Here is a 20455-nt window from a genome sequence, read left to right as displayed (position 1 = left end):
GCGCCCTCACTCCCAGTCCCAGCGCAGCCCGAGCAGGCAGGGCGGCAGGCCCTCGGCCACCAGGTGCGCGCAGTGGTGCCCGTCGAGCGTCAACTCCTCGGTCTCCCGGGGGGATTGTCCGGGAGCGCGGACGGTGAAGCGGTCGCAGCGGACGGGCAGGGCGGCCGGGTCGAAGGTCACCTGGAGCACGTACTGCCCGGCGCCCGCGTTGAAGCCGCGCACGTACTCGCGGCTGGGCTGCGACGACGGCGATTCGTCGAAGCCGTAGCCCAGCAGGTGGGTGTCGCCGGTGCGCAGGCGGCGGTCCAGCAGGAGTTCGGCGACCAGCAGGTGCGCGGCCGGGTCGCGGCGGATCCGGCCGGGCCGGCAGTTCTCCTCGGCCCGGACCCGGACCCGGTCGATGTCGCAGCCGGGGTCGCCCTGGTAGATCGCCAGGTAGCGGTCGATGCCGTCGCGGTGGGCGCGCAGCACGTGCTGGGAGTCGCGGCGCTGCAGCCGCCGGTCCGCGCCGACCCGGATCCGTTCGATGTGGGTGACGGTGTGCAGGCCGGTGTCGGGCGGGCCGGAGAGGACGGCGAGCAGGCCGTCCACCGCCTCGGCGGGGGTGATCAGGTCGCGGTAGGGGCGGACCGGCGGCGCGGCCGGGTCGGGGGTGCTGCGGCGGGGGCCGAGCAGCCGGGTGAGCGAGTGCTCGGGCAGCTCCAGCACCTCTTCGAGCACGGCGACGGCGCGCAGCGACTCGGCCCGTTCGGGGCGGCGCCGGCCCTGCTGCCAGTAGCTGAGGCTGGTGACGCCGACCTGGACGCCGCGCTGCGCGAGGCGTTGGCGCAGCCGGTGGAGCGCCAGGCCGCGGGCGGCGATGGCGGCCCGCAGGGCGAGGTGGAACGGTCCGGTGCGCAGGGCGAGGGCCAGCTCGGGCGGTGCGGTCGGCTGCAAGGCCACCTCCTCAACTGAGCGTGAATATTCACACCTTGTGGACGGCCTGTCACCGCCCCGGTCGATATTCGCGCTGCCCAGCGAGGTCGCGTTCACACCTCGGCGGGGGACGTTCACACCCGGACTCCGGGGCCCGGCCCGGCCGTTGACCGCCCGGCGTCAACGGCCGGATGCTCATCGGCAGCGCGTCCGGACGCCGCCCCCACACCCACTCCTCTGCCAGGAGGACATCCCCCATGTCACCCACCCCGATGCGGTTGCGTCGGACGGTCGCCGCCCTCGCCCTGGGCGTCCTCGCCCCGGTCCTGAGCGCGGCCGCCACCACCCCCGCCGCGGCCGCCGCCACCCCCGCCGCGATACCGCCCGTCGCCGTGAAGCCGCAGGCCCCGGCCCTGGCCGGCACCGCGCGCACCCTCAACCTGACCATGCAGGCCCAGCAGCAGAGCAACTGGTGCTGGGCGGCGAGCGGCAACACCATCGCCGCGTACTACGGCTACAGCTACAGCCAGAACCAGTTCTGCAACGCCGCGTTCGGACGCTCCGCCAACTCCACCTGCCCGAACAGCCAGGCCAGCCTGGCCGAGGTGCAGAACGCGCTGTACGCGTTCGGCATCAACCCGGGCTCGTACGTCAGCGGCTACCTGCGGTACGCCACCGTGCAGGGCGAGATCGACGCCGGCCGGCCGGTGGAGACCCGGATCCAGTGGAGCTCCGGCGGCGGCCACATGAACGTGCTGTACGGCTACGACAGCGGCAACAACTGGCTGTACTGGGGCGACCCGTGGCCGTCCAACTACCGCTACAACTGGGGCGACTACAACTACTACGTGAGCAACGGGTCGTTCTCCTGGACCCACTCCCTGTACCGGATCGGCGCGTGAGGAGCCCCGTCATGAGCAGCCACCGCGTCCGACTCGCCCGCGCCGCAGCCGCCCTCGCCGCGGCCACCGCCCTCGGCCTCGCCGCCGCCCCGCAGGCGCAGGCCACCGACCAGCAGGCCGGAGCAGGCGACCTCGCCGCCGCCCGGGCCGCCGCCCAGAACCCTGCCGTGCTCGACCAGTTGGGGCACTTCTTCGCCCGCAGGGGAGTGCCGCCGACCCAGCCCCTGGCGATCGGCCCGAGCGACGAGGCGCAGGCGGCGAAGGCGGCCGCACCCCGGCTCAGCGGTGACACGGTGCCGGTCCGCACCCTCGACGCCGGGTTCGTGGCCGGCCGGCCCGGCGCGCCGGTCGCCACCGTCGAGTTCACCGCCACCAAGGCCGTCGCCGCCGACGGACAGAGCGCCTCGGTCTGGACGGCACAGCAGAACGGCAGTTGGCGGGTGGTCAACATCGCCTCCGGCAGCGACGAGACCGACTACGCGGCCCGGGCCGCCGCCGACGGCGGCACCGCCTTCCGCGAACCGCAGCTCGGCGCCTGGTACGAGCTCAAGGACGGCCGGGTCCTGCCGCTCGACGACACCGCCCGCCGCTCGGTCGGCGCGCACGGCGTCACCGTCGCCGCCTACCAGCAGCTGGTCCACCAGCGGTACGGCGACAAGCTGCCCGGCTCCGCGTACGACACCGCCGGCAGGGCGGGCGGCTTCCAGGCCGACCCGGCCGAATCCCGCAGCGCCGCGCCGCTGCTCACCGCGGGCGCCGCGCTGGGCGCAACTGCCGTGGCAGGCACGGTGATCGGGGTGCGCAGCCGGCGCCGAAAGGCCTGAGCCGGACAGGGCCTAAGCCCCGGCGAACGTCCTCCGGTAGGCGAGCGGCGAGACGCCGATCGCCGAGTGCAGGTGCTGGCGCAGCGACACCGCGTTGGCGAAGCCGACCCGGCCGGCGATCTGGTCGACCGTCAGGTCGGTGGCTTCGAGCAGGTGACGGGCCAGGGCGACGCGCTGCTGGGTGAGCCAGCGGCCGGGGCTCTGGCCCGTCTCGTCGTGGAAGCGGCGGGCGAAGGTGCGGCTGCTCATCGCGGCGTGCCCGGCGAGTTCGGCGAGGGTCAGCGGCCGGTGCAGCCGGGCCAGCGCCCACTCGCGGGTGGCGGCGGTGCCGGTCGCGCCGGCCGCGGGGACGGGCTGCTCGATGTACTGGGCCTGGCCGCCGTCGCGCCACGGCGGGACGACGGCCAGCCGGGCGGCGTGGTTGGCGACGGCCGCGCCGTGGTCGTTCCGGAGCACGTGCAGGCACAGGTCGACGCCGGAGGCGGCGCCGGCCGAGGTGAGGATGTCGCCGTCGTCGACGAACAGCACGTCCGGGTCGAGCCGCACCTTGGGGAAGAGCTCGCGGAACCGGTCGGCGAGCGCCCAGTGGGTGGTGGCGGGCCGGTCGTCCAGCAGGCCGGCGGCGGCCAGGACGAACGCGCCGGTGCAGATCGAGATCAGCCGGGTGCCGGGCCGGATCATCGCCAGCGCCTCGGCCACGGCCGGGTCGGGCGCGCTGGTGGCGAGCGCCAGGTCGAAGGGCGGGATCACCACGCTGTCGGCCGTGCGCAGCAGCTCCGGGCCGTGCGCGACGGTGACGGTGAAGTCCGCGTCGGAGCGCACCGGCTGCCCGTCGACGGTGCAGGTGGCCAGCTCGTAGCGGTCCCCGGCGGCGGCGAACACCCGCCTGGGGATGCCGAGTTCGAACGGGTACACGCCCTCCAGGGCGAGTACCGCGATCCGGTGCGGCGGCGTCTTCGTGGGGTTCGGCACCTCGGCCCTCCTGGCAGGATCCCATCGGACGGTGACCATCATGCCACTCCCGCGGGCGTCCCGGGCGGGCCAGGCTGGAGGCATGACGACGAACACGATGCGAGCGATCAGCCAGGACGTCCTGGGCGGCCCCGAAGTCCTGCAGCTGGTGGAACTCCCGCGCCCCGTGCCCGGCACGAGCGAGATCCTGGTGAAGGTCCGGGCGGCCGGCCTGAACCCGACGGACTGGAAGCACCGGGCGAGCGGACTGTTCCTCGGCGAGCCCCCGTTCGTGCTCGGCTGGGACGTGGCCGGCACGGTGGAGGCGGTCGGCTTCGGCGTCACCCTGTTCGAGCCCGGCGACGAGGTCTTCGGCATGCTGCCCTACCCGCACGGCGTCGGCTCCCACGCCGACCACGTGACCGGCCCCGCCCGGGCGTTCGTGCGCCGGCCCGCCGGCGTCGACGTCGTCCAGGCCGGCGCGCTGCCGCTGGCCGCACTGACGGCCTGGCAGGCGCTGGTCGACACCGCGCAGGTGAAGGCCGGCGACCGGGTGCTGGTGCACGCCGCGGCCGGCGGCGTCGGACACCTCGCCGTGCAGATCGCCAAGGCCCGCGGCGCGTACGTGATCGGCACCGCCGGCGCCGGCAAGCACGACTTCCTGCGCGGCATCGGCGTGGACGAGCCGGTCGACTACCGGAGCACGGACTTCGCCGAGGCGGTCCGCGACGTCGACGTGGTGCTGGACACCATCGGCGGGGAGTACCAACTGCGGTCGCTGCGCACCCTGCGCCCGGGCGGCCTGCTGGTGTCGATCCTGCCCGTTCCCTTCGAGGGGCTGGCCGAGGAGGCCGACCGGCTCGGCGTGCGCACCGCGATGATGCTGGTGGAGGCCGACCACGCCGGAATGGCCGCCGTCGCCGACCTGGCCGAACGCGGCCTGCTGCGCGCCGAGATCGCCGGGACCTTCCCGCTGGAGCACGCCGCGAAGGCGCACGCCCTCGGCGACACCGGCCGCACCACCGGCAAGCTGGTGCTGGTGAACTGACTCGCCGTCAGTGCCGGTCGAGCTCCTGCAGGTGCCGCAGGGCCCGGTCGAGCAGGTCGGCGAGGTCGTCCCGGCCGCCGCGGTCGGCCCAGTACAGCGAGGTCTCGGTGAGTGTCGCGGAGACCACGGCGGCGGTGATCCGCAGCTCGAGGGCGGGGGCGTCCGGTCCGGCCCGTTCGGTGAGCAGGTCGAGCAGCATCCCGGTCGGCTGGTTGGCGCCGTCGAGCATCCGGGCCCGCAGCGCCGGCACCGAGGCGGTCAGCCGCATCCGCTCGTACAGCTCCGCCCGCTCCTGCTCGGCGATCCGGCGGACCAGCTCGACCAGCACCTCCCGGGCGGAGGTGAGGAACGGCTCGTCCGCCGGCCGGGCCCGGATCGCGGCGGCCATCAGCGGGTCGTACTCGTCGGTGAGGACCAGATCCTCCTTGGTCGGGAAGTACCGGAAGAACGTCGCCGGGGAGACCTCCGCCGCCGCCGCGATCCGGTCGACGGTGGTGGCCTCCCAGCCCTGCTCCGCGAACAGCCGGAAGGCCTCCCGGCGCAGGGCCTGACGGGTCTTCAGCTTCTTGCGCTCGCGCAGCGACATCGGGGCTTCGACCAGCTCCTCCAGCGAACCGGGGGAGGCGTCGGACGGGCGGGGCCGGGCGCTGCGCGGGGTGCTCATGCCGACGATTCTCCGGGATCGCCGACCGTCGCGGCCAGCGGCCGCGGCCCGGGAGCGGCCGGCGCGGCGGGCTCCGGAGCGTCCGGCGCGGCCGGGTCGCCGCCGCTCGGCATCCGGGCCGCGACCAGCGCGGCGGACAGCGCGGCGAGGATCCCCGCGACCAGCGTCACCAGGCCCATGCCGTGCACGTACGCGCCGTGCGCGGACCCGGCGAGCGCCGGGTCGCCCAGCCGTTCGGCGACCGCGTCGGCGGCGATCACCGAGCCGCGGGCCAGGCGCGCGGCGTCCGCCGGGAGCGCGGAGACGTCCAGCGCGGAGCGGTAGCCGGCCGCCAGCAGGCTGCCGAACACGGCGACGCCGACCGCGCCGCCGACCTGGCGGAGCGTCTGCACCAGCCCGGCGCCGACCCCGGCCTCGGCGGGCGGCAGCAGGAGCAGCGCGGAGGCCGTCGCGGTGATCAGCACCAGGCCGAGCCCGGCGCCGAACAGCGACAGCCACAGCGCCGTCCACCCGTAGCCGTCGCCGACCGCGGTGCGGCTGCCGAGCAGCAGCGCGAGGGCGGTCAGCGCCAGGCCGGTGGAGATCACCCCTCGCGGGGCGAACCGGCGCACCAGGCGTTCGGCGAGCCGGGCGGCGACCAGCAGGCCGCCCATCATCGGCATCAGCCGCAGTCCGCTGCCGAGCGCGTCGGTGCCCAGCACGCTCCGGAAGTAGGCGGGCAGCACGAAGAATCCGCCGAACAGGACGACCGAGACCAGGGTGACGGCGATCGCGCACCAGCGGAACACCGGCTCGGCGAGCAGTCGCAGGTCGAGCATCGGGTGGTCCTGCCGACGGCTGCGCAGCACCAGCGCGGTCAGCGCGACCACCGAGCCGAGCAGCGCGCCGAGCACCAGGGCGTCGCCCCAGCCGCGTTCGGCGCCCTCGATGATGCCCCAGGTCAGCGCGGACAGCCCGGCCGCGGCGAGGGCGGCGGCGGGCAGGTCGAGCCGGGGCGCGGCCGGGTCGGCGGACTCGGGGAGCAGCAGCAGGCAGGCCAGCACGCCGAGCACCACCAGCGGCACGTTGATCAGGAAGATCGAGCCCCACCAGTAGCCGCGCAGCAGCAGCCCGCCGACGATCGGCCCGAGCGGCACGCCGAGCGCGGTCATGGTGGTCAGCAGTGCGGTCGCGCGGCGCTGTTCGGCCGGCGGGAAGACCGCGGGGATCACCGCCATCGACATCGGCATCACGAACGCGGCGGCCAGGCCCATCGCCGCGCGGGCGGCGATCAGCGATCCGGGGCCGGAGGCGAGCGCGCCGAGCAGGGAGGCCGCGCCGAACAGGCCGAGCCCGACGACCAGGGCGCGGCGGCGGCCGAAGCGGTCGCCGAGCAGGCCGGCCGGCAGCAGGGCGGCGGCGAACACCACGGTGTAGGCGTCGACGATCCACTGCTGCTGCCCGGTGCCGACGTCCAGCTGTCGGGCCAGGTCGGGCAGGGCGACGTTCAGCACGGTGGTGTCGAAGCCGATGACGAGCACGGCGAGCGCGACCGCGACAAGTGCGATCCAGCGCCGCGGGTGTGGAGCAGACATGACGGAACCCCCATCCGATGGTTACTCTCAAGTGAGAGTAGCTATCAAAAGATGGCAAGTGTCAACCGAAGCCCGTGCTGCGGGATCCCCACTTCTGGAATTGATGCGCTGTTGATCCCCCGTTCGCCCGCGCTGAGTGCCGAACGTGTCACTGTAGGTGGGGAGTTCTCTGACGATCTGTCAGATAACCTGTCGGCCGGTGGGAGGTTTGCCAATGGAGTACGGAGCGACCGGGTTCTGGAGCGGCGTGGTCGGTGTGCTGGCCGCGCTGGCCGTCATAGCCGGGTACTTGATCGGCGGAGCCCGCGTGGTCTGGCTGGTCTCCGCGGTCGAAGTGCTGGCCGTGATGGCCTGGGTCGCGTACCGCTTCCGCGGCCGGGCGCACCAGCGCGCGGCAGGCGAAGGGCCCGACGCGGCGCACTGCGAGCGCTGCCGTCGGGCCCGGGAGCGGCTGGAGGCGAGGGCCGCCCAGCCGGCGCGGTACTGAGGGGAGGGGCGCTGCCGTCGGGCAGCGTCGCCGAGGAGGAGCGTTGCGGCGGCGGGTCAGCCGGCGGCGGTGTACGCCACCAGCGAGACCCCCACGTACTGCACGATGAACGCGCCGAGGGTGAAGGCGTGGAACACCTCGTGGAAGCCGAACCAGCGCGGTGACGGGTTCGGGCGCTTGAGGCCGTAGATCACTCCGCCGATGGTGTAGAGCGCGCCGCCGACGATGATCAGCGTCAGGACGGCCGCGCCGCCCTTGTGCAGGAAGTCCGGCAGGAAGAACACCGCCGCCCAGCCGAGCGCCACGTAGCACGGGGTGTACAGCCAGCGCGGAGCGCCGACCCAGAACACCCGGAACGCTATGCCGGCCAGCGCGCCGCCCCACACCAGCCACAGCAGCACCTGCTGTCGCGCGCCCTCCAGCAGCAGCATGGTGAACGGGGTGTAGGTGCCGGCGATGATCAGGAAGATGTTGGCGTGGTCCAGTCGGCGCAGCACCGCCTCGCCGCGCGGCCCCCAGGTGAAGCGGTGGTACACCGCGCTCACCCCGAACAGCATCCAGGCGCTCACCGAGTAGACGACGCAGGCGACCCGCGCCGCCGTCGAGTCGGCCAGGCAGATCAACACGATTCCGGCGGCCAGTGAGGCCGGGAACATGCCGGCATGCAGCCAGCCGCGCCACTTGGGCTTGACGAGTTCGAGGGCTTCCGCGGTCATGGGCAGCATCTTACGGAACCGTAGGTTACCGGCGCGTAGGAAAGTGGCGATCCTCACTTTTAGACGTTCTGGAGTGTTAGAGGGGTGTGATCAAGGGCTCTCGGAGGCTCGCGGGGGACGGTTTCGGCCAGCCCAATCAGACACTCCGTAGTAAAGATCTCGTCAATGACGCCATTTCGATGAATGGAGGGCCGGTTGGCGGGTCTACCGTGTAAGGACCCTCAACCCCCGCGACACCGTCTCCTGGCCGAGATGGTGTGAAACGGAGCGATCGTGTCGTCTCAGATCTCTGCGCTCACCGAGTCCGCGCCCACCCGCCACCAGCGCCTGGTGGAGTGGGTCAACGAGATTGCCGAGCTCACCCAGCCCGACCGCGTGGTGTGGTGCGACGGCTCCGAGGAGGAGTACCACCGCCTCGCCGAGCAGCTCGTCGCCCAGGGCACCTTCACCAAGCTCGACGAGACCAAGCGGCCGAACTCCTACTACGCGGCCTCCGACCCGTCCGACGTCGCCCGCGTCGAGGACCGGACCTTCATCTGCTCGGAGAAGGAGGAGGACGCCGGCCCGACCAACCACTGGAAGGCCCCCGCCGAGATGCGGGAGATCTTCTCGGGTGAGAAGGGCCTGTTCCGGGGCGCGATGAAGGGCCGCACCATGTACGTGGTGCCGTTCTCCATGGGCCCGGTCGGCTCCCCGCTGGCCGCGTACGGCGTCGAGATCACCGACTCCGCCTACGTCGCCGTCTCGATGCGCGTGATGACCCGCATGGGCCAGGCCGTGCTCGACCAGCTCGGCGAGGACGGCGAGTTCGTCAAGGCCGTGCACACCGTCGGCGCCCCGCTCGCCGAGGGCGAGGCGGACGTCGCCTGGCCGTGCAACAGCACCAAGTACATCTCGCACTTCCCGGAGACCCGCGAGATCTGGTCCTTCGGCTCCGGCTACGGCGGCAACGCCCTGCTCGGCAAGAAGTGCTACGCGCTGCGCATCGCCTCCACCATGGCCCGCGACGAGGGCTGGCTGGCCGAGCACATGCTGATCCTCAAGCTCACCCCGCCGTCCGGCGAAGCGAAGTACGTCGCCGCGGCGTTCCCGTCCGCCTGCGGCAAGACCAACCTCGCCATGCTCCAGCCGACCGTCCCCGGCTGGAAGGTCGAGACCATCGGCGACGACATCGCCTGGATGCGCTTCGGCGCCGACGGCCGCCTCTACGCCATCAACCCCGAGGCCGGCTTCTTCGGCGTCGCCCCCGGCACCGGCGAGGACACCAACGCCAACGCCATCAAGACCCTCTGGGGCAACACGGTCTTCACCAACGTCGCCCTCACCGACGACGGCGACGTGTGGTGGGAGGGCCTCACCGAGGACGCCCCCGCGCACCTCACCGACTGGCGCGGCAACGACTGGACCCCCGAGTCCGGCACCCCCGCCGCCCACCCGAACGCGCGCTTCGCCGTCCCCGCCTCGCAGTGCCCGACCATCGCCGACGAGTGGGAGGACCCGGCCGGCGTCCCGATCTCCGCGATCCTCTTCGGCGGCCGCCGCGCCACCGCCGTCCCGCTGGTCACCGAGTCCTTCGACTGGCAGCACGGCGTCTTCCTCGGCGCGAACATCGCCTCCGAGAAGACGGCCGCCGCCGAGGGCACCGTCGGCGAGCTGCGCCGCGACCCGTTCGCCATGCTGCCGTTCTGCGGCTACAACATGGGCGACTACTTCGCGCACTGGCTGAAGATCGGCGCCGAGGCCGACGCCTCGAAGCTCCCGAAGATCTACTACGTCAACTGGTTCCGCAAGAACGCCGGCGGCAAGTTCGTGTGGCCCGGCTACGGCGAGAACAGCCGCGTCCTGAAGTGGATCGTCGAGCGCCTCGAAGGCACCGCGGAGGGCGTCGAGACGCCGATCGGCGTGCTGCCGACGGTCGAGGGCTTCGACCTCGACGGGCTGGAGATCCCGGCGGCCGACCAGGAGCTGCTGTTCTCGGTCGACAACGAGATCTGGAAGCAGGAGGCCGCGCTGGTCCCGGCCCACCTGGAGATGTTCGGCGAGCACACGCCGAAGGAGCTGTGGGACGAGTACCGGGCCCTGGTCGAGCGCCTCGGCTGATGCGGTAGCACCGAACGGCAGGATCCGGTCGAAGACGGCAGTCCCGTCCTCGGCCGGATCCTGTCGTGCGTCCTACGGCTGGACGTAGCCCGACAGGAAGTCGCCGATGCGGGTGACCGCGTCCGTGATGTCCTCCGGATGGGGGAGGGTGACCAGGCGGAAGTGGTCGGGGTCGGGCCAGTTGAAGCCGGTGCCCTGGACGATCAGGATCCGCTCGGCGCGCAGCAGGTCGAGGACCATCTGCGCGTCGTCCTTGATCTTGTAGACCTGCGGGTCGAGTCGCGGGAACGCGTACAGCGCGCCCTTCGGTTTCACGCAGGAGACGCCGGGGATCTCGTTGAGCAGCTTGTACGCGGCGTCGCGCGAGGCCCGCAGCCGTCCGCCGGGCAGGACGAGGTCGCGGATGGACTGGCGTCCGCCGAGTGCCGCGGCGACCGCGTGCTGGGCGGGCATGTTGGCGCACAGGCGCATCGAGGCGAGCACGTTGAGGCCCTCGATGTAGGAGCGGGCGCGCTGGCGGTCGCCGGAGAGCACCATCCAGCCGCTGCGGAAGCCGGCCACCCGGTAGGACTTGGACATGCCGTTGAAGGTGACGCAGAACAGGTCCGGCGCGAGGGTGGCGAGCGGGACGTGCTCCACGCCGTCGTAGAGGATCTTGTCGTAGATCTCGTCCGCGTAGATCACCAGCCGGTGCTGCCGGGCGAGTTCTACGATCCCTTCCAGCAGTTCGCGCGGATAGACGGCGCCGGTGGGGTTGTTGGGGTTGATCACCACGATCGCCCGGGTGCGGTCGGTGATCTTCGCGGCGATGTCGGCCAGGTCGGGGTACCACTCGGCCTGTTCGTCGCAGCGGTAGTGGACGGCGGTGCCGCCGGCCAGCGAGACCGAGGCCGTCCACAGGGGGTAGTCGGGGGCGGGGACGAGGACCTCGTCGCCGTCGTCGAGGAGGGCGGTCATGGCGAGCTGGATCAGCTCGGAGACGCCGTTGCCCAGGTAGACGTCCTCGACCGACAGGCCGTGCAGGCCGCGGTCCTCGTAGTGCATGACGACGGCGCGGCGGGCCGACAGCAGGCCCTTGGAGTCGCCGTAGCCGTGCGCGGAGGACAGGTTGCGGAGGATGTCCTGGAGGATCTCGGGCGGGGCTTCGAAGCCGAACGCGGCCGGGTTGCCCGTGTTGAGCTTGAGGATGCGGTGGCCCTGTTCCTCGAGTCGCATCGCCTCGTCGAGCACCGGGCCGCGAATGTCGTAGCAGACATTGGCGAGCTTGCTGGACTGGATGACCTGCATGCCCGATTACTTTACGGGCGGCCCGGGCCGGGTTCCGAGTGGTGTTCGCCACCTGGACACGGACGGGCGAACGGTGGTGCGGCGGTAGGGTCGCGGCGGGCCGTCAGGGGAGGCGTCGGATGCTGGCAACGCTGGGAGCGGTGCTCGGGCTGCTGGTCGGAGTGCTGCTGCGGTCGGCGGTGGTGCGGTACGCGGTGCCCGGCGGCGAGCCGTGGCGGGCCTGCGCGGTGACGCCGCTCGGCCGCTGCGTCCGCTGCGGGGAGCGGCCCGGGCCGCCGCCGCTGACGGTGGAACTGGCGGCCGCGGCCGTCGGCGCGCTGCTGGCCGCGCACGCCCCGGGGCGGTGGCTGCCGCTGTTGGTCTGGGTGGCGCTGTTCGGCGTGGCGCTGGGGTTCGTGGACGCCGCGGTGAAGCGACTGCCGGACGCGCTGACCCTGCCGCTGCTGGTCGGGACGGCGCTGCTGGTCCCGGTCGCCGACCACCGCCCGGAGGTGTGGCTGCGCTGCGCCCTGGCGGCGGGCGCGCTCGGCGGCCTGTTCCTGCTGCTGGCGCTGTTCGCGCCGATGGGCCTGGGCGACGTCAAGCTCGCCCCGTCGCTCGGTGCGGTGCTCGGCCTGGGCGGCTGGCGGACGTTCTACGCCGGTCTGCTCTACATGTGGCTGATCGCCGCGGTGTGGGCGGTCGCCCTGCTGGTGCTGCGCCGGGCCGGCCGCCGCACCGAACTGGCCTTCGGCCCGGCGATGCTGCTGGGCACCCTGGCGGCGGTCCTGGTCACGTCCTGACGCGCCGCGTCCCGCCCCGGAAAAAAGGGGGCGGGGCCCGTCGTACCCCCAGCGGTACGACGGGCCCCTGTGTGTGCACCTGCCCCACCCTCAAGGAGCGGCGCACCGGTGGAAGGTCACTGCATGTTGTGGACGAAGGCGCCGACGTTGTTGGAGAAGTCGTTGCCGTTGTTGGCGTCCCAGTTGGTGGACCAGGTCATCGCGCCGCGGATGGTCGGCCACTTGGCCGGCGGGACGAAGCTGCCGCAGTGGTTGCCGGTGGCCAGGCAGTCCAGCGCGTTGTTCACCACGGTGGAGTTGACGTAGCCGCCGCCCGCCGCCTTGGTGGAGGCCGGGACGCCGATGCCGACCTGGTCGGGCCGCAGGCCGCCCTGGATGTGGGTGCAGACCTGCGCGGTGATGAAGTCGACGGTGCCCTGGGTGTAGACCTTGCCGTCGCAGCCGTTCATGCCACCGGAGTTGTAGAACTGGGTGTTGACGACGGTGAGGATGTCCTTGGTGGCCAGCGCCAGCTGGAAGTAGGCGCCCGCGGTGGAGTACATCCCGATGGTCTCGGGCGCCATGGTCAGCACGAAGCCGGAGCCCACCTTGGCCTGCAGGGTGTGCAGCGCCTGCGCCATGTAGGTGGAGTTGACGCCGTTCTCCAGGTCGACGTCGATGCCGTCGAAGCCGTACTGCTGGATCAGCTTGTACGCCGAGTCGGAGAAAGCGGTCGCGGCGGCCGAACTGCCCACCGAGATCGCGCCGTTCTGGCCGCCGATGGAGAGCACGACCTTCTTGCCGGCCGCGTGCTTGGCGGCGATGTCGGCCTTGAAGTCGGCGTCGGTGTAGCCGCCGAGCTTGGTGGCGAGCGCCGGGTCCAGGGTGAAGGAGATCCCGCCCTGGGTGGTGGTCGCGTCGGCGAAGGAGACCGCGATGATGTCGTACGCGTTCTGTACGTCGCGCAGCTTCTGCACGGTCGAGCCGTTGTCGAAGTTCTGCCAGTAGCCGGTCAGCAGGTGCTTGGGCAGGCCGGTGTTGGGCGCCGGGGTGGTCGCCGAGCCGGACGGGCTGGGCGAGTTGGACGCCGACGGGGAGGCGCTCTGCGACGGCGAGGCCGAGGCGGACGGCGAGGCGCTCTGCGAGGGGGACGCGGAGGCGGAGGCCGACGGCTTCGGCGAGACCGAGGTGGCGGACGGCGACGGGGTGGCGGTGCCGCCCGGGCCGATCAGCTGGATGTCGTCCGCGTAGTAGGTGGGCTGGCCGTACCAGCCGTGGACGTACAGGGTGACGCTGGTGGTGTTGGCGCCGGTGGTGAAGCCGGTGTTCAGCTGGTTCCAACTGCTCTGCGCCGACCAGGTGGACGGGTCGGTGCCGCCGGTGCCGCGGGCGCCCAGGTAGACGTACGAGCCCTGCACCCAACCGTTCAGCGAGTACGCGGTGTTGGGGAGCACCGAGACGGTCTGGGTGCACTCGGCGGTGTCGCCGGCGCCGGGGGTGGCGGCCAGCGCGCCCGCGCCGGAGTGCACGGGGGTGGAGACCGTGGTGGCGTTGCCGGTGCAGGTCCAGCCCGACAGGCCGGAGTCGAAGCCGCCGTTGCTCACCAGGTTGCCGACCGCGGCGTTCGCGCCGCCGGCCGACAGGGCCAGTCCGGTGCCGGCCAGGGCCAGCGCGGTCGCGGTGGCGAGCACCGCCGGGAACTTGTTGCGGCGCCGGTGGGACGGCTGCTGCAGGGTACGGGCCATGACAGGCTCCAGTGCAGGAGATGGGGGAGGGCGTGTGGGGGGAGAGCAGACGTGGCGGGGGAAGGGAGAGCCGCCGCGGTGGGGGTCGCGGCGGCTCCGCTGTGGGGGTGGGTCCGCTGTGGTGCTGACCACACGCTGGACTAGACCAATGGCAAGCGTCAAGACCCGGAATCCGGTTTAGGGACCGTTTAAGGATTCGGAGACCGTTCCGTATCCCGCCCCGGGAGCGCACTGTGACAAGACCGGTACCTGCGGTTTTACGTCCGGTAATGCCTGGCGGAGTAGGCTGCCGCAGGGATTTCGCACCCGGAGCAATCAGCACGGAGGGGCCGTTCACGATGGGTCTGCGCGATGTGGTGGAGCGCACGCCGGTGCTGCGCACCCTGCTGGACAAGGCCTACCGGCTGTACGGCCGCCGGGTCGAGGTGCACCTGGCCAACACCCCGCACCACATCGGCGTGATCCTGGACGGCAACCGCCGCTGGGCGAAGGCCACCGGCGGCACCACCGCCTACGGACACCAGCGCGGCGCCGACAAGATCAGCGAGTTCCTGGGCTGGTGCGAGGAGACCGACGTCCGGGTGGTCACCCTGTGGATGCTCTCCACCGACAACCTGGCCCGCCCCGCCGAGGAGCTCGTCCCGCTGCTCGGCATCATCGAGGACGCCGTCCAGGGCCTGGTCGACGCCGGCCGCTGGAAGGTCCACCCGGTCGGCGCGCTCGACCTGCTGCCCGCCCCCACCGCTGAGGTGCTCAAGCGCGCCGAGCAGCAGACCGCGCACATCAACGGCCTGACCGTCAACGTCGCCATCGGCTACGGCGGGCGGCAGGAGATCGCCGACGCCGTCCGCTCGCTGCTCCAGGAGCACGCCGGGCGCGGCACCTCGATCGAGGAACTGGCCGAAATCCTCGACGTCGAGCACATCGCCGAGCACCTCTACACCAAGGGCCAGCCCGACCCCGACCTGGTGATCCGCACCTCCGGCGAGCAGCGGCTGTCCGGCTTCCTGCTCTGGCAGTCCGCGCACAGCGAGTTCTACTTCTGCGAGGCCTACTGGCCGGCCTTCCGCCGGGTCGACTTCCTGCGGGCGCTGCGCGACTACCAGTTGCGCAACCGGCGGATGGGCCGCTGACGGTCGGTCAGCCATCTGCTGGTCGTACCCGCCCGTCGATCGGGGCTGCGACATCGGCTGCGCCGTCGGGGGTGAGGCCGGTGGGCGGTCGGTCTCCCCTGCCCGTCCGCCAGTCGGGGCTGCGACATCGGCTGCGCCGTCGGGGGTGAGGCCGGTGGGCGGTCGGTCTCCCCTGCCCGTCCGCCAGTCGGGGCTGCGACATCGGCTGCGCCGCCGGGGGTGAGGCCGGTGGGCGGTCGGTCTCCCCTACCCGTCCGCCAGTCGGGGCTGCGACATCGGCTGCGCCGCCGGGGGTGAGGCCGGTGGGCGGTCGGTCAGTCTCCCCTACCCGTCCGCCAGTCGGGAAAACGTTCACCGGTTGTGTTCCCGCCGTTCGCTCCGGCGCGAATGCGGCCCTCCTCGCCTGGGAAGACTTCCCTCAGACCGTCCCCCGGCCAGCGGGGCCGTGGGGACCGGTGGGCCGCGGGTGACGTCGCGTCACCCGCTCTGGAGGGCTAGTGGTCAGTACCAAGAGCCGCCGGACACCTGACCGGCGCACGTACGTCCTCGACACCAGCGTGCTCCTGGCCGACCCTCTCGCCATGACGCGGTTCGAGGAGCACGAGGTGGTCCTCCCCGTCGTCGTGGTCACCGAGTTGGAGGCCAAGCGGCACCACCCGGAGCTGGGCTACTTCGCCCGCCAGGCGCTGCGACTGCTGGACGACTACCGGATCCGCCACGGCCGGCTCGACGAACCGATCCCGGTGGGCGAGTTGGGCGGCACCATCCGGGTCGAGCTGAACCACTCCGACCTGTCGATCCTGCCGGCCGGCTACCGGGCGGGCGGCGGCGAGGCGGACACCAGGATCCTCGCGGTCGCCCGCAACCTGCAGGCCGAGGGCTACGACGTCACCGTGGTCTCGAAGGACCTGCCGCTGCGGATCAAGGCGAGCTCGGTCGGCCTGCTGGCCGAGGAGTACCGGGCCGAGCTGGCGATCACCTCCGGCTGGACGGGCATGACCGAACTGCACGTCCCCGCCGACCAGGTGGACGAGCTGTTCGCCGGCCAGGACCGCGCCCTCTCGGTCGAAGGCGCCGAGCAACTCCCGGTCCACACCGGCCTGGTGCTGCACTCCGAGCGCGGCCGGGCCCTCGGCCGGGTGGCCGCCGACGGCCGGGTGCGGCTGGTCCGCGGCGACCGCGAGGCGTTCGGGCTGCGCGGCCGCAGCGCCGAGCAGCGGATCGCCCTCGACCTGCTGCTCGACCCGGAGATCGGGATCATCTCGATGGGCGGCCGGGCCGGCACCGGCAAGTCCGCGCTCGCCCTGTGCGCCGGCCTGGAGGCCGTCCTGGAGCGCCGCCAGCACCGCAAGGTGATGGTGTTCCGGCCGCTGTACGCGGTCGGCGGCCAGGAGTTGGGCTACCTGCCCGGCAGCGAGGCCGAGAAGATGGGCCCCTGGGCGCAGGCGGTGTTCGACACCCTCTCCGCCGTCACCACCCAGGACGTGATCGAGGAGGTCATCTCCCGCGGCATGCTGGAGGTCCTGCCGCTCACCCACATCCGCGGGCGCTCGCTGCACGACGCCTTCGTGATCGTGGACGAGGCGCAGTCCCTGGAGCGCAACGTGCTGCTCACGGTGCTCTCCCGGATCGGCCAGAACTCCCGCGTGGTGCTCACCCACGACGTCGCCCAGCGGGACAACCTGCGGGTCGGCCGGTACGACGGCGTGGTCGCGGTGGTGGAGAAGCTGAAGGGGCACCCGCTGTTCGCCCACGTGACGCTCACGCGTTCGGAGCGCTCGCCGATCGCCGCACTGGTGACCGAGATGCTGGAGGACATCCAGCCGTAGGCATAACCGGACACACTGGGGCAAAGGGGTCTGACGGGTACCGTCAGGCCCCTTCGCTGTCAGCCCTGTTGACGACCCCTCGGCCGTTCGCCCACCAAACGCCCAGGTGGCGAAGTTTGTGAGATCCGCCACGGCACAGGGAATTGCGTAGACACCGTCGCGTGCGGCATGGTGAGGGTTCTGTCAGGCCCCGCGTACGGCTATTCCTCGCCCGGCAACTCCGGTCGGCGGGCGGAAAACTGAACACCGCAAGGCCGTACGCCGCTCGATTCCACCGCCGCTCCGGGCTCGCCCGGGGGGACGGCCGAGCCCGCGCCTCCCGTGACCAGAGTTCGACGGAGGCCAGTGACCAGGGGCAGATTGCGCCCGGACGGTCACGCGCCGGGCGACGCTGGAAGGAAACCATGTGACTCGGATCTCGGTCCGGGGAGTCGCTGTCGCCTCCGCCACCGCGGTGACCGCCGTCGGTGCAGTGGTAGGTGCGGCCTCTGGCAGTGAGGGCAAGACCGTCCAGACGGTCGACGTCGCGAGCGCCACCCTGCTCGCCGACGCGCCCACCGGTGCTCAGGCCCAGAACGTCAGCGACGGCATCAGTCGCCAGGCCAACGCCCAGCAGGTCTCCGCCGACGCCGCCGCCAAGAAGGCGGCGGAAGAGGCGGCCCGGCAGAAGGCCGCCGCCGACGCCCAGGCGAAGGCCGACGCGGAGAAGGCCGCCAAGGCGGCCGAGGAGAAGCGTGCGAAGGAGGAGGCCAACCGCGCCTCCGCCCGCAGCGTGCTCGCCACCGTCAGCCCCGGCTCGGTCCAGGACATGGCGCTCCAGATCGTCGGCGACGCCAACCAGTTCCAGTGCTTCAGCCAGATCGTCAAGCGCGAGAGCGGCTGGGACTACACCGCCACCAACGCCTCCTCCGGCGCCTACGGCCTGGTCCAGGCGCTGCCGGGTTCCAAGATGGCCTCGGCCGGCGCGGACTGGCGCACCAACCCCGAGACCCAGATCAAGTGGGGCCTCAACTACATGAACAGCCGCTACGGCAGCCCCTGCGGCGCCTGGTCGTTCTGGCAGTCCCACCACTGGTACTAGGCCACTGGTACTGAGCCACGGCTCGTTCCGAAGGGCCTCGTTCTCGCACGGTCGAGAACGGGGCCCTTCGTGCTGCCGCGAGACAGCGGCCTCCAGGCGGGCCGTGCCGCCCGGGCGGCGCTGACCAGTGCGCAGCGGGCGGCGACGGTCCGGTGCGGACGCGGGGAAGCGGAGCGGGTCCTGGTTCCTCCGCTCCCGGCCGGTCCGCGGACAGAAGGTCTGTTGAGGCCCCTTCCCACGTCTGGGCGGACGAAACGGGCATATTGGTGATGATTTGCCCGGAATCTCCTGGAAGCGGTCCGTGTCACCGCAGCGACCCGGGGCCCCGACGGCGGGTAGCGTTCCTCACCGACGGCCGTGCGACCCGCGGCCGCGCAGCAGACGAACGCGGGGGAGACCGGGGAAGTGACGGAAGAGACGAGCGGCGGCCGCTGGCGCGGCGTCGCCAAGATAGGGGCCGTCGCGGCCGGCCTGTTCGCCGCCGCGGAACGCCGCCGTCGTGCGGCCATCGCCGCGGAGGCGCAGGCCCTCGCCACCGAACAGGCCGTCGAACTCGCCGCCGAGCGGGCCGCCCTGCGCACCGTCGAGCAGACGGCCCGTCAACTCGCCGACCAGGGTGGTGGATCGGCCGACGGCCGGGCCGTCGCCGCCGCCTCCCCGGAAGGGGCGGCCGCGCGGACCGACCCGACCGTCCCGGCCCAGCGCAGCGCCGAACCGCCCACCGCGGCCCCGCTCGGCCGGCCCGTCAACCCGGTGGACGCGGTGCCGTGGACGCTGCGGGTCGCCGCCGAGTCCACCTGGCGCCTGCTGCTGCTCGGCGTCGCGCTGTACGTGGTGTTCCGGGTCATCGACACGCTGCGGCTGGTCGCCTTCTCGGTGCTCGCCGCGCTGCTGATCTCCGCGCTGCTGGAGCCCACCGTCTCCTGGCTGCGCCGGCACGGCGTCCCGCGTTCGGTGGCCGCGGCCGGCACCTTCATGTCCGGCCTGGCCGGGATCGGCCTGGTCGGCTGGTTCGTGTTCTGGCAGGTGTCCACCAACCTCGACCGGGTCACGGTCAAGGCGCAGGACGGTGTCCGGACGCTGCGCGACTGGCTGGTCAACGGGCCGTTCCACCTGACGCAGGACCAGCTGGACAACTTCACCAACCAGATCACCACGTCCATCGGCAAGAACTCCGACCAGCTCACCTCGGCCGGCTTCACCGGGGTGAGCATCGCCGTCGAACTGCTCACCGGCATCGCGCTGACCGCCTTCACCATCTTCTTCCTGCTCTACGACGGCGCCCGGATCTGGAACTGGATGCTGCGCGCCCTGCCCCGGCACTCCCGGCACGCGATGGCCGGCGCCGGGCCCAAGGCCTGGGCGACGCTGACCGCCTACGTCCGCGGCACCGTGGTCGTCGCGTTCATCGACGCGCTGTGCATCGGCATCGGACTCCAACTGCTCGGGGTGCCGATGGCGATGCCGCTCGCGGTGATCATCTTCCTGGGTGCGTTCGTGCCGCTGGTCGGCGCGCTGGTCACCGGCACCATCGCCGTGCTGATCGCGCTGGTCACCGTCGGGCCGTTCAAGGCGCTGATGGCGTTGGTGGTGCTGGTCGCCGTCCAGCAGCTGGAGGGCCACATCCTGCAGCCGCTGATCCTCGGCCGGGCGGTGCGGGTCCACCCGCTGGCCGTGGTGCTCGGCGTCGCCGCGGGCTCCATCATCGGCGGCATCGCGGGCGCGATCGTGGCGGTGCCGCTGATCGCGGTGACCAACACCGTCACCGGGCACCTGCGACAGCGCAACGCGGCCGGCCAGGAGGTCTTCCAGGCGATCGAGGCGGCCCGCAAGCACTAGCCGCAGAAACGACAAGGTCCCGTCCGGGGAGGGGAGTTCCTCCGGGACGGGACCTTTGCGTTGTGCGTTACGCCAGCTGGGCTTCGGCGTCCAGCACCGAGGCGACGGCCTGGACGGTGGCGGCGATCTTCACGGAGGCCTGGACGACCTCGCGCTCGACGCCGGCCTTGCGCAGCACGCCCTCGTGCGAGTCGAGGCACTGGCCGCAGCCGTTGATCGCGGAGACCGCGAAGCACCACAGCTCGAAGTCGACCTTGTCGACGCCGGGGTTGCCGATGATGTTCATCCGCAGACCGGCCCGCATCGTCCCGTACTCCTTGTCGGAGAGCAGGTGCAGCGTCCGGTAGTAGACGTTGTTCATCGCCATGATCGCGGCGGCGCCCTTGGCGGCCTGGTAGGCCTCGGGCGACAGGTGCGACTTGGCCTCGGGCTCCAGCTCGCGCAGCACGGCGGACGAGCCCGTCGCCATCGCGCAGGCCAGCACGGTGCCCCAGAGCTGCTGCTCCGGCAGGTCCGAGTTGCCGATGACCGAGCCCAGGTTGAGCTTCAGGTCCTTGGCGTAGTCCGGCAGGGCCGCCTTGAGTTCGTCGAGAGCCATC

Annotated in this window: 18 protein-coding genes; 10 read left to right on the top strand and 8 right to left on the bottom strand. The window is 72.3% G+C overall.

Annotation, left to right across the window (positions count from 1 at the left end):
- Window positions 1–6: 6 nt before the first annotated feature.
- Window positions 7–936 (bottom strand): hypothetical protein, encoded by a 930-nt coding sequence (locus tag ACI1MP_RS15900; RefSeq protein WP_198520629.1) that lies wholly within the window; start codon window positions 934–936, stop codon window positions 7–9.
- A 236-nt stretch (window positions 937–1172) separates the two neighbouring features.
- On the opposite strand from ACI1MP_RS15900, the gene ACI1MP_RS15895 reads away from it, so the two are divergent.
- Complete coding sequence (locus ACI1MP_RS15895; protein WP_404868881.1) at window positions 1173–1817, top strand: papain-like cysteine protease family protein; 645 nt, start codon at window positions 1173–1175, stop codon at window positions 1815–1817.
- 11 nt (window positions 1818–1828) lie between these two features.
- Complete coding sequence (locus ACI1MP_RS15890; protein ID WP_404868880.1) at window positions 1829–2641, top strand: hypothetical protein; 813 nt, start codon at window positions 1829–1831, stop codon at window positions 2639–2641.
- 12 nt (window positions 2642–2653) lie between these two features.
- Here the strand turns inward: ACI1MP_RS15890 and ACI1MP_RS15885 are convergent, their stop codons facing one another.
- Window positions 2654–3652, bottom strand: a complete 999-nt coding sequence (locus ACI1MP_RS15885) for a GlxA family transcriptional regulator (protein WP_404868879.1) — start codon at window positions 3650–3652, stop codon at window positions 2654–2656.
- A gap of 43 nt (window positions 3653–3695) precedes the next feature.
- Between ACI1MP_RS15885 and ACI1MP_RS15880 the strand changes: the two genes are divergently transcribed.
- Window positions 3696–4640 carry an NADP-dependent oxidoreductase gene (locus ACI1MP_RS15880; protein ID WP_404868878.1) on the top strand — a complete coding sequence of 315 codons (945 nt, stop codon included), beginning with the start codon at window positions 3696–3698 and terminating at the stop codon, window positions 4638–4640.
- A 7-nt stretch (window positions 4641–4647) separates the two neighbouring features.
- Here the strand turns inward: ACI1MP_RS15880 and ACI1MP_RS15875 are convergent, their stop codons facing one another.
- Together ACI1MP_RS15875 and ACI1MP_RS15870 are read right to left on the bottom strand one after the other, a co-directional pair.
- The gene (locus ACI1MP_RS15875; RefSeq protein ID WP_404868877.1) at window positions 4648–5304 is read right to left on the bottom strand and encodes a TetR family transcriptional regulator; all 657 of its coding nucleotides are present in this window, start codon (window positions 5302–5304) and stop codon (window positions 4648–4650) included.
- Window positions 5301–6878, bottom strand: coding sequence for an MFS transporter (locus ACI1MP_RS15870; protein ID WP_404868876.1), 1578 nt, complete (start codon window positions 6876–6878; stop codon window positions 5301–5303). Before ACI1MP_RS15870 ends, ACI1MP_RS15875 begins: the two co-directional genes overlap by 4 nt.
- A gap of 214 nt (window positions 6879–7092) precedes the next feature.
- On the opposite strand from ACI1MP_RS15870, the gene ACI1MP_RS15865 reads away from it, so the two are divergent.
- Window positions 7093–7365 carry a hypothetical protein gene (locus ACI1MP_RS15865; protein ID WP_043915843.1) on the top strand — a complete coding sequence of 91 codons (273 nt, stop codon included), beginning with the start codon at window positions 7093–7095 and terminating at the stop codon, window positions 7363–7365.
- Window positions 7366–7421: 56 nt separating this feature from the next.
- Here ACI1MP_RS15865 and ACI1MP_RS15860 read toward each other — a convergent pair whose 3' ends face one another.
- Window positions 7422–8090 carry a hemolysin III family protein gene (locus ACI1MP_RS15860; RefSeq protein WP_369880557.1) on the bottom strand — a complete coding sequence of 223 codons (669 nt, stop codon included), beginning with the start codon at window positions 8088–8090 and terminating at the stop codon, window positions 7422–7424.
- 264 nt (window positions 8091–8354) lie between these two features.
- On the opposite strand from ACI1MP_RS15860, the gene ACI1MP_RS15855 reads away from it, so the two are divergent.
- On the top strand, window positions 8355–10181 hold the full coding sequence (locus tag ACI1MP_RS15855; protein ID WP_404868875.1) for a phosphoenolpyruvate carboxykinase (GTP): 1827 nt from the start codon (window positions 8355–8357) through the stop codon (window positions 10179–10181).
- A 72-nt stretch (window positions 10182–10253) separates the two neighbouring features.
- Here ACI1MP_RS15855 and ACI1MP_RS15850 read toward each other — a convergent pair whose 3' ends face one another.
- Window positions 10254–11468, bottom strand: coding sequence for a pyridoxal phosphate-dependent aminotransferase (locus tag ACI1MP_RS15850; protein ID WP_100588818.1), 1215 nt, complete (start codon window positions 11466–11468; stop codon window positions 10254–10256).
- A 119-nt stretch (window positions 11469–11587) separates the two neighbouring features.
- Here ACI1MP_RS15850 and ACI1MP_RS15845 point away from each other — a divergent pair, with 119 nt between their 5' ends.
- Window positions 11588–12250, top strand: a complete 663-nt coding sequence (locus ACI1MP_RS15845; RefSeq protein ID WP_380334968.1) for a prepilin peptidase — start codon at window positions 11588–11590, stop codon at window positions 12248–12250.
- A 116-nt stretch (window positions 12251–12366) separates the two neighbouring features.
- Here ACI1MP_RS15845 and ACI1MP_RS15840 read toward each other — a convergent pair whose 3' ends face one another.
- Window positions 12367–13974 (bottom strand): chitinase, encoded by a 1608-nt coding sequence (locus ACI1MP_RS15840; protein ID WP_380334971.1) that lies wholly within the window; start codon window positions 13972–13974, stop codon window positions 12367–12369.
- A 338-nt stretch (window positions 13975–14312) separates the two neighbouring features.
- On the opposite strand from ACI1MP_RS15840, the gene ACI1MP_RS15835 reads away from it, so the two are divergent.
- From ACI1MP_RS15835 to ACI1MP_RS15820, 4 genes are all read left to right on the top strand, one after another.
- The gene (locus ACI1MP_RS15835; protein ID WP_100588821.1) at window positions 14313–15107 is read left to right on the top strand and encodes an isoprenyl transferase; all 795 of its coding nucleotides are present in this window, start codon (window positions 14313–14315) and stop codon (window positions 15105–15107) included.
- Between the two features lie 497 nt (window positions 15108–15604).
- Window positions 15605–16936, top strand: a complete 1332-nt coding sequence (locus tag ACI1MP_RS15830) for a PhoH family protein (protein WP_043915849.1) — start codon at window positions 15605–15607, stop codon at window positions 16934–16936.
- Between the two features lie 406 nt (window positions 16937–17342).
- The gene (locus tag ACI1MP_RS15825; RefSeq protein ID WP_043915850.1) at window positions 17343–18017 is read left to right on the top strand and encodes a transglycosylase SLT domain-containing protein; all 675 of its coding nucleotides are present in this window, start codon (window positions 17343–17345) and stop codon (window positions 18015–18017) included.
- A 405-nt stretch (window positions 18018–18422) separates the two neighbouring features.
- Window positions 18423–19856 (top strand): AI-2E family transporter, encoded by a 1434-nt coding sequence (locus tag ACI1MP_RS15820; RefSeq protein ID WP_380334976.1) that lies wholly within the window; start codon window positions 18423–18425, stop codon window positions 19854–19856.
- A 67-nt stretch (window positions 19857–19923) separates the two neighbouring features.
- Here the strand turns inward: ACI1MP_RS15820 and ACI1MP_RS15815 are convergent, their stop codons facing one another.
- Entirely contained in the window at window positions 19924–20454 is a 531-nt protein-coding gene (locus ACI1MP_RS15815; protein ID WP_100588824.1) for an alkyl hydroperoxide reductase, read from the bottom strand.
- Window position 20455 lies beyond the last annotated feature (1 nt).

The sequence above is a fragment of the Kitasatospora griseola genome (genome assembly GCF_044999035.1).
GTDB classification, from domain to species: domain Bacteria; phylum Actinomycetota; class Actinomycetes; order Streptomycetales; family Streptomycetaceae; genus Kitasatospora; species Kitasatospora griseola.
Note: the sequence above shows the minus strand (reverse complement) of the source record. Positions and strands in the feature narration are given on the sequence as shown.

Excerpts from the sequence above, each read along its gene's own strand:
- ACI1MP_RS15895 (WP_404868881.1), top strand. The coding sequence starts at position 1,173 with ATGTCACCCACCCCGATGCGGTTGCGTCGGACGGTCGCCGCCCTCGCC.
- ACI1MP_RS15890 (WP_404868880.1), top strand. The coding sequence starts at position 1,829 with ATGAGCAGCCACCGCGTCCGACTCGCCCGCGCCGCAGCCGCCCTCGCC.
- ACI1MP_RS15885 (WP_404868879.1), bottom strand. The coding sequence starts at position 3,652 with ATGGTCACCGTCCGATGGGATCCTGCCAGGAGGGCCGAGGTGCCGAAC.
- ACI1MP_RS15880 (WP_404868878.1), top strand. The coding sequence starts at position 3,696 with ATGACGACGAACACGATGCGAGCGATCAGCCAGGACGTCCTGGGCGGC.
- ACI1MP_RS15875 (WP_404868877.1), bottom strand. The coding sequence starts at position 5,304 with ATGAGCACCCCGCGCAGCGCCCGGCCCCGCCCGTCCGACGCCTCCCCC.
- ACI1MP_RS15870 (WP_404868876.1), bottom strand. The coding sequence starts at position 6,878 with ATGTCTGCTCCACACCCGCGGCGCTGGATCGCACTTGTCGCGGTCGCG.
- ACI1MP_RS15865 (WP_043915843.1), top strand. The coding sequence starts at position 7,093 with ATGGAGTACGGAGCGACCGGGTTCTGGAGCGGCGTGGTCGGTGTGCTG.
- ACI1MP_RS15860 (WP_369880557.1), bottom strand. The coding sequence starts at position 8,090 with ATGCTGCCCATGACCGCGGAAGCCCTCGAACTCGTCAAGCCCAAGTGG.
- ACI1MP_RS15850 (WP_100588818.1), bottom strand. The coding sequence starts at position 11,468 with ATGCAGGTCATCCAGTCCAGCAAGCTCGCCAATGTCTGCTACGACATT.
- ACI1MP_RS15845 (WP_380334968.1), top strand. The coding sequence starts at position 11,588 with ATGCTGGCAACGCTGGGAGCGGTGCTCGGGCTGCTGGTCGGAGTGCTG.
- ACI1MP_RS15840 (WP_380334971.1), bottom strand. The coding sequence starts at position 13,974 with ATGGCCCGTACCCTGCAGCAGCCGTCCCACCGGCGCCGCAACAAGTTC.
- ACI1MP_RS15835 (WP_100588821.1), top strand. The coding sequence starts at position 14,313 with ATGGGTCTGCGCGATGTGGTGGAGCGCACGCCGGTGCTGCGCACCCTG.
- ACI1MP_RS15815 (WP_100588824.1), bottom strand. The coding sequence starts at position 20,454 with ATGGCTCTCGACGAACTCAAGGCGGCCCTGCCGGACTACGCCAAGGAC.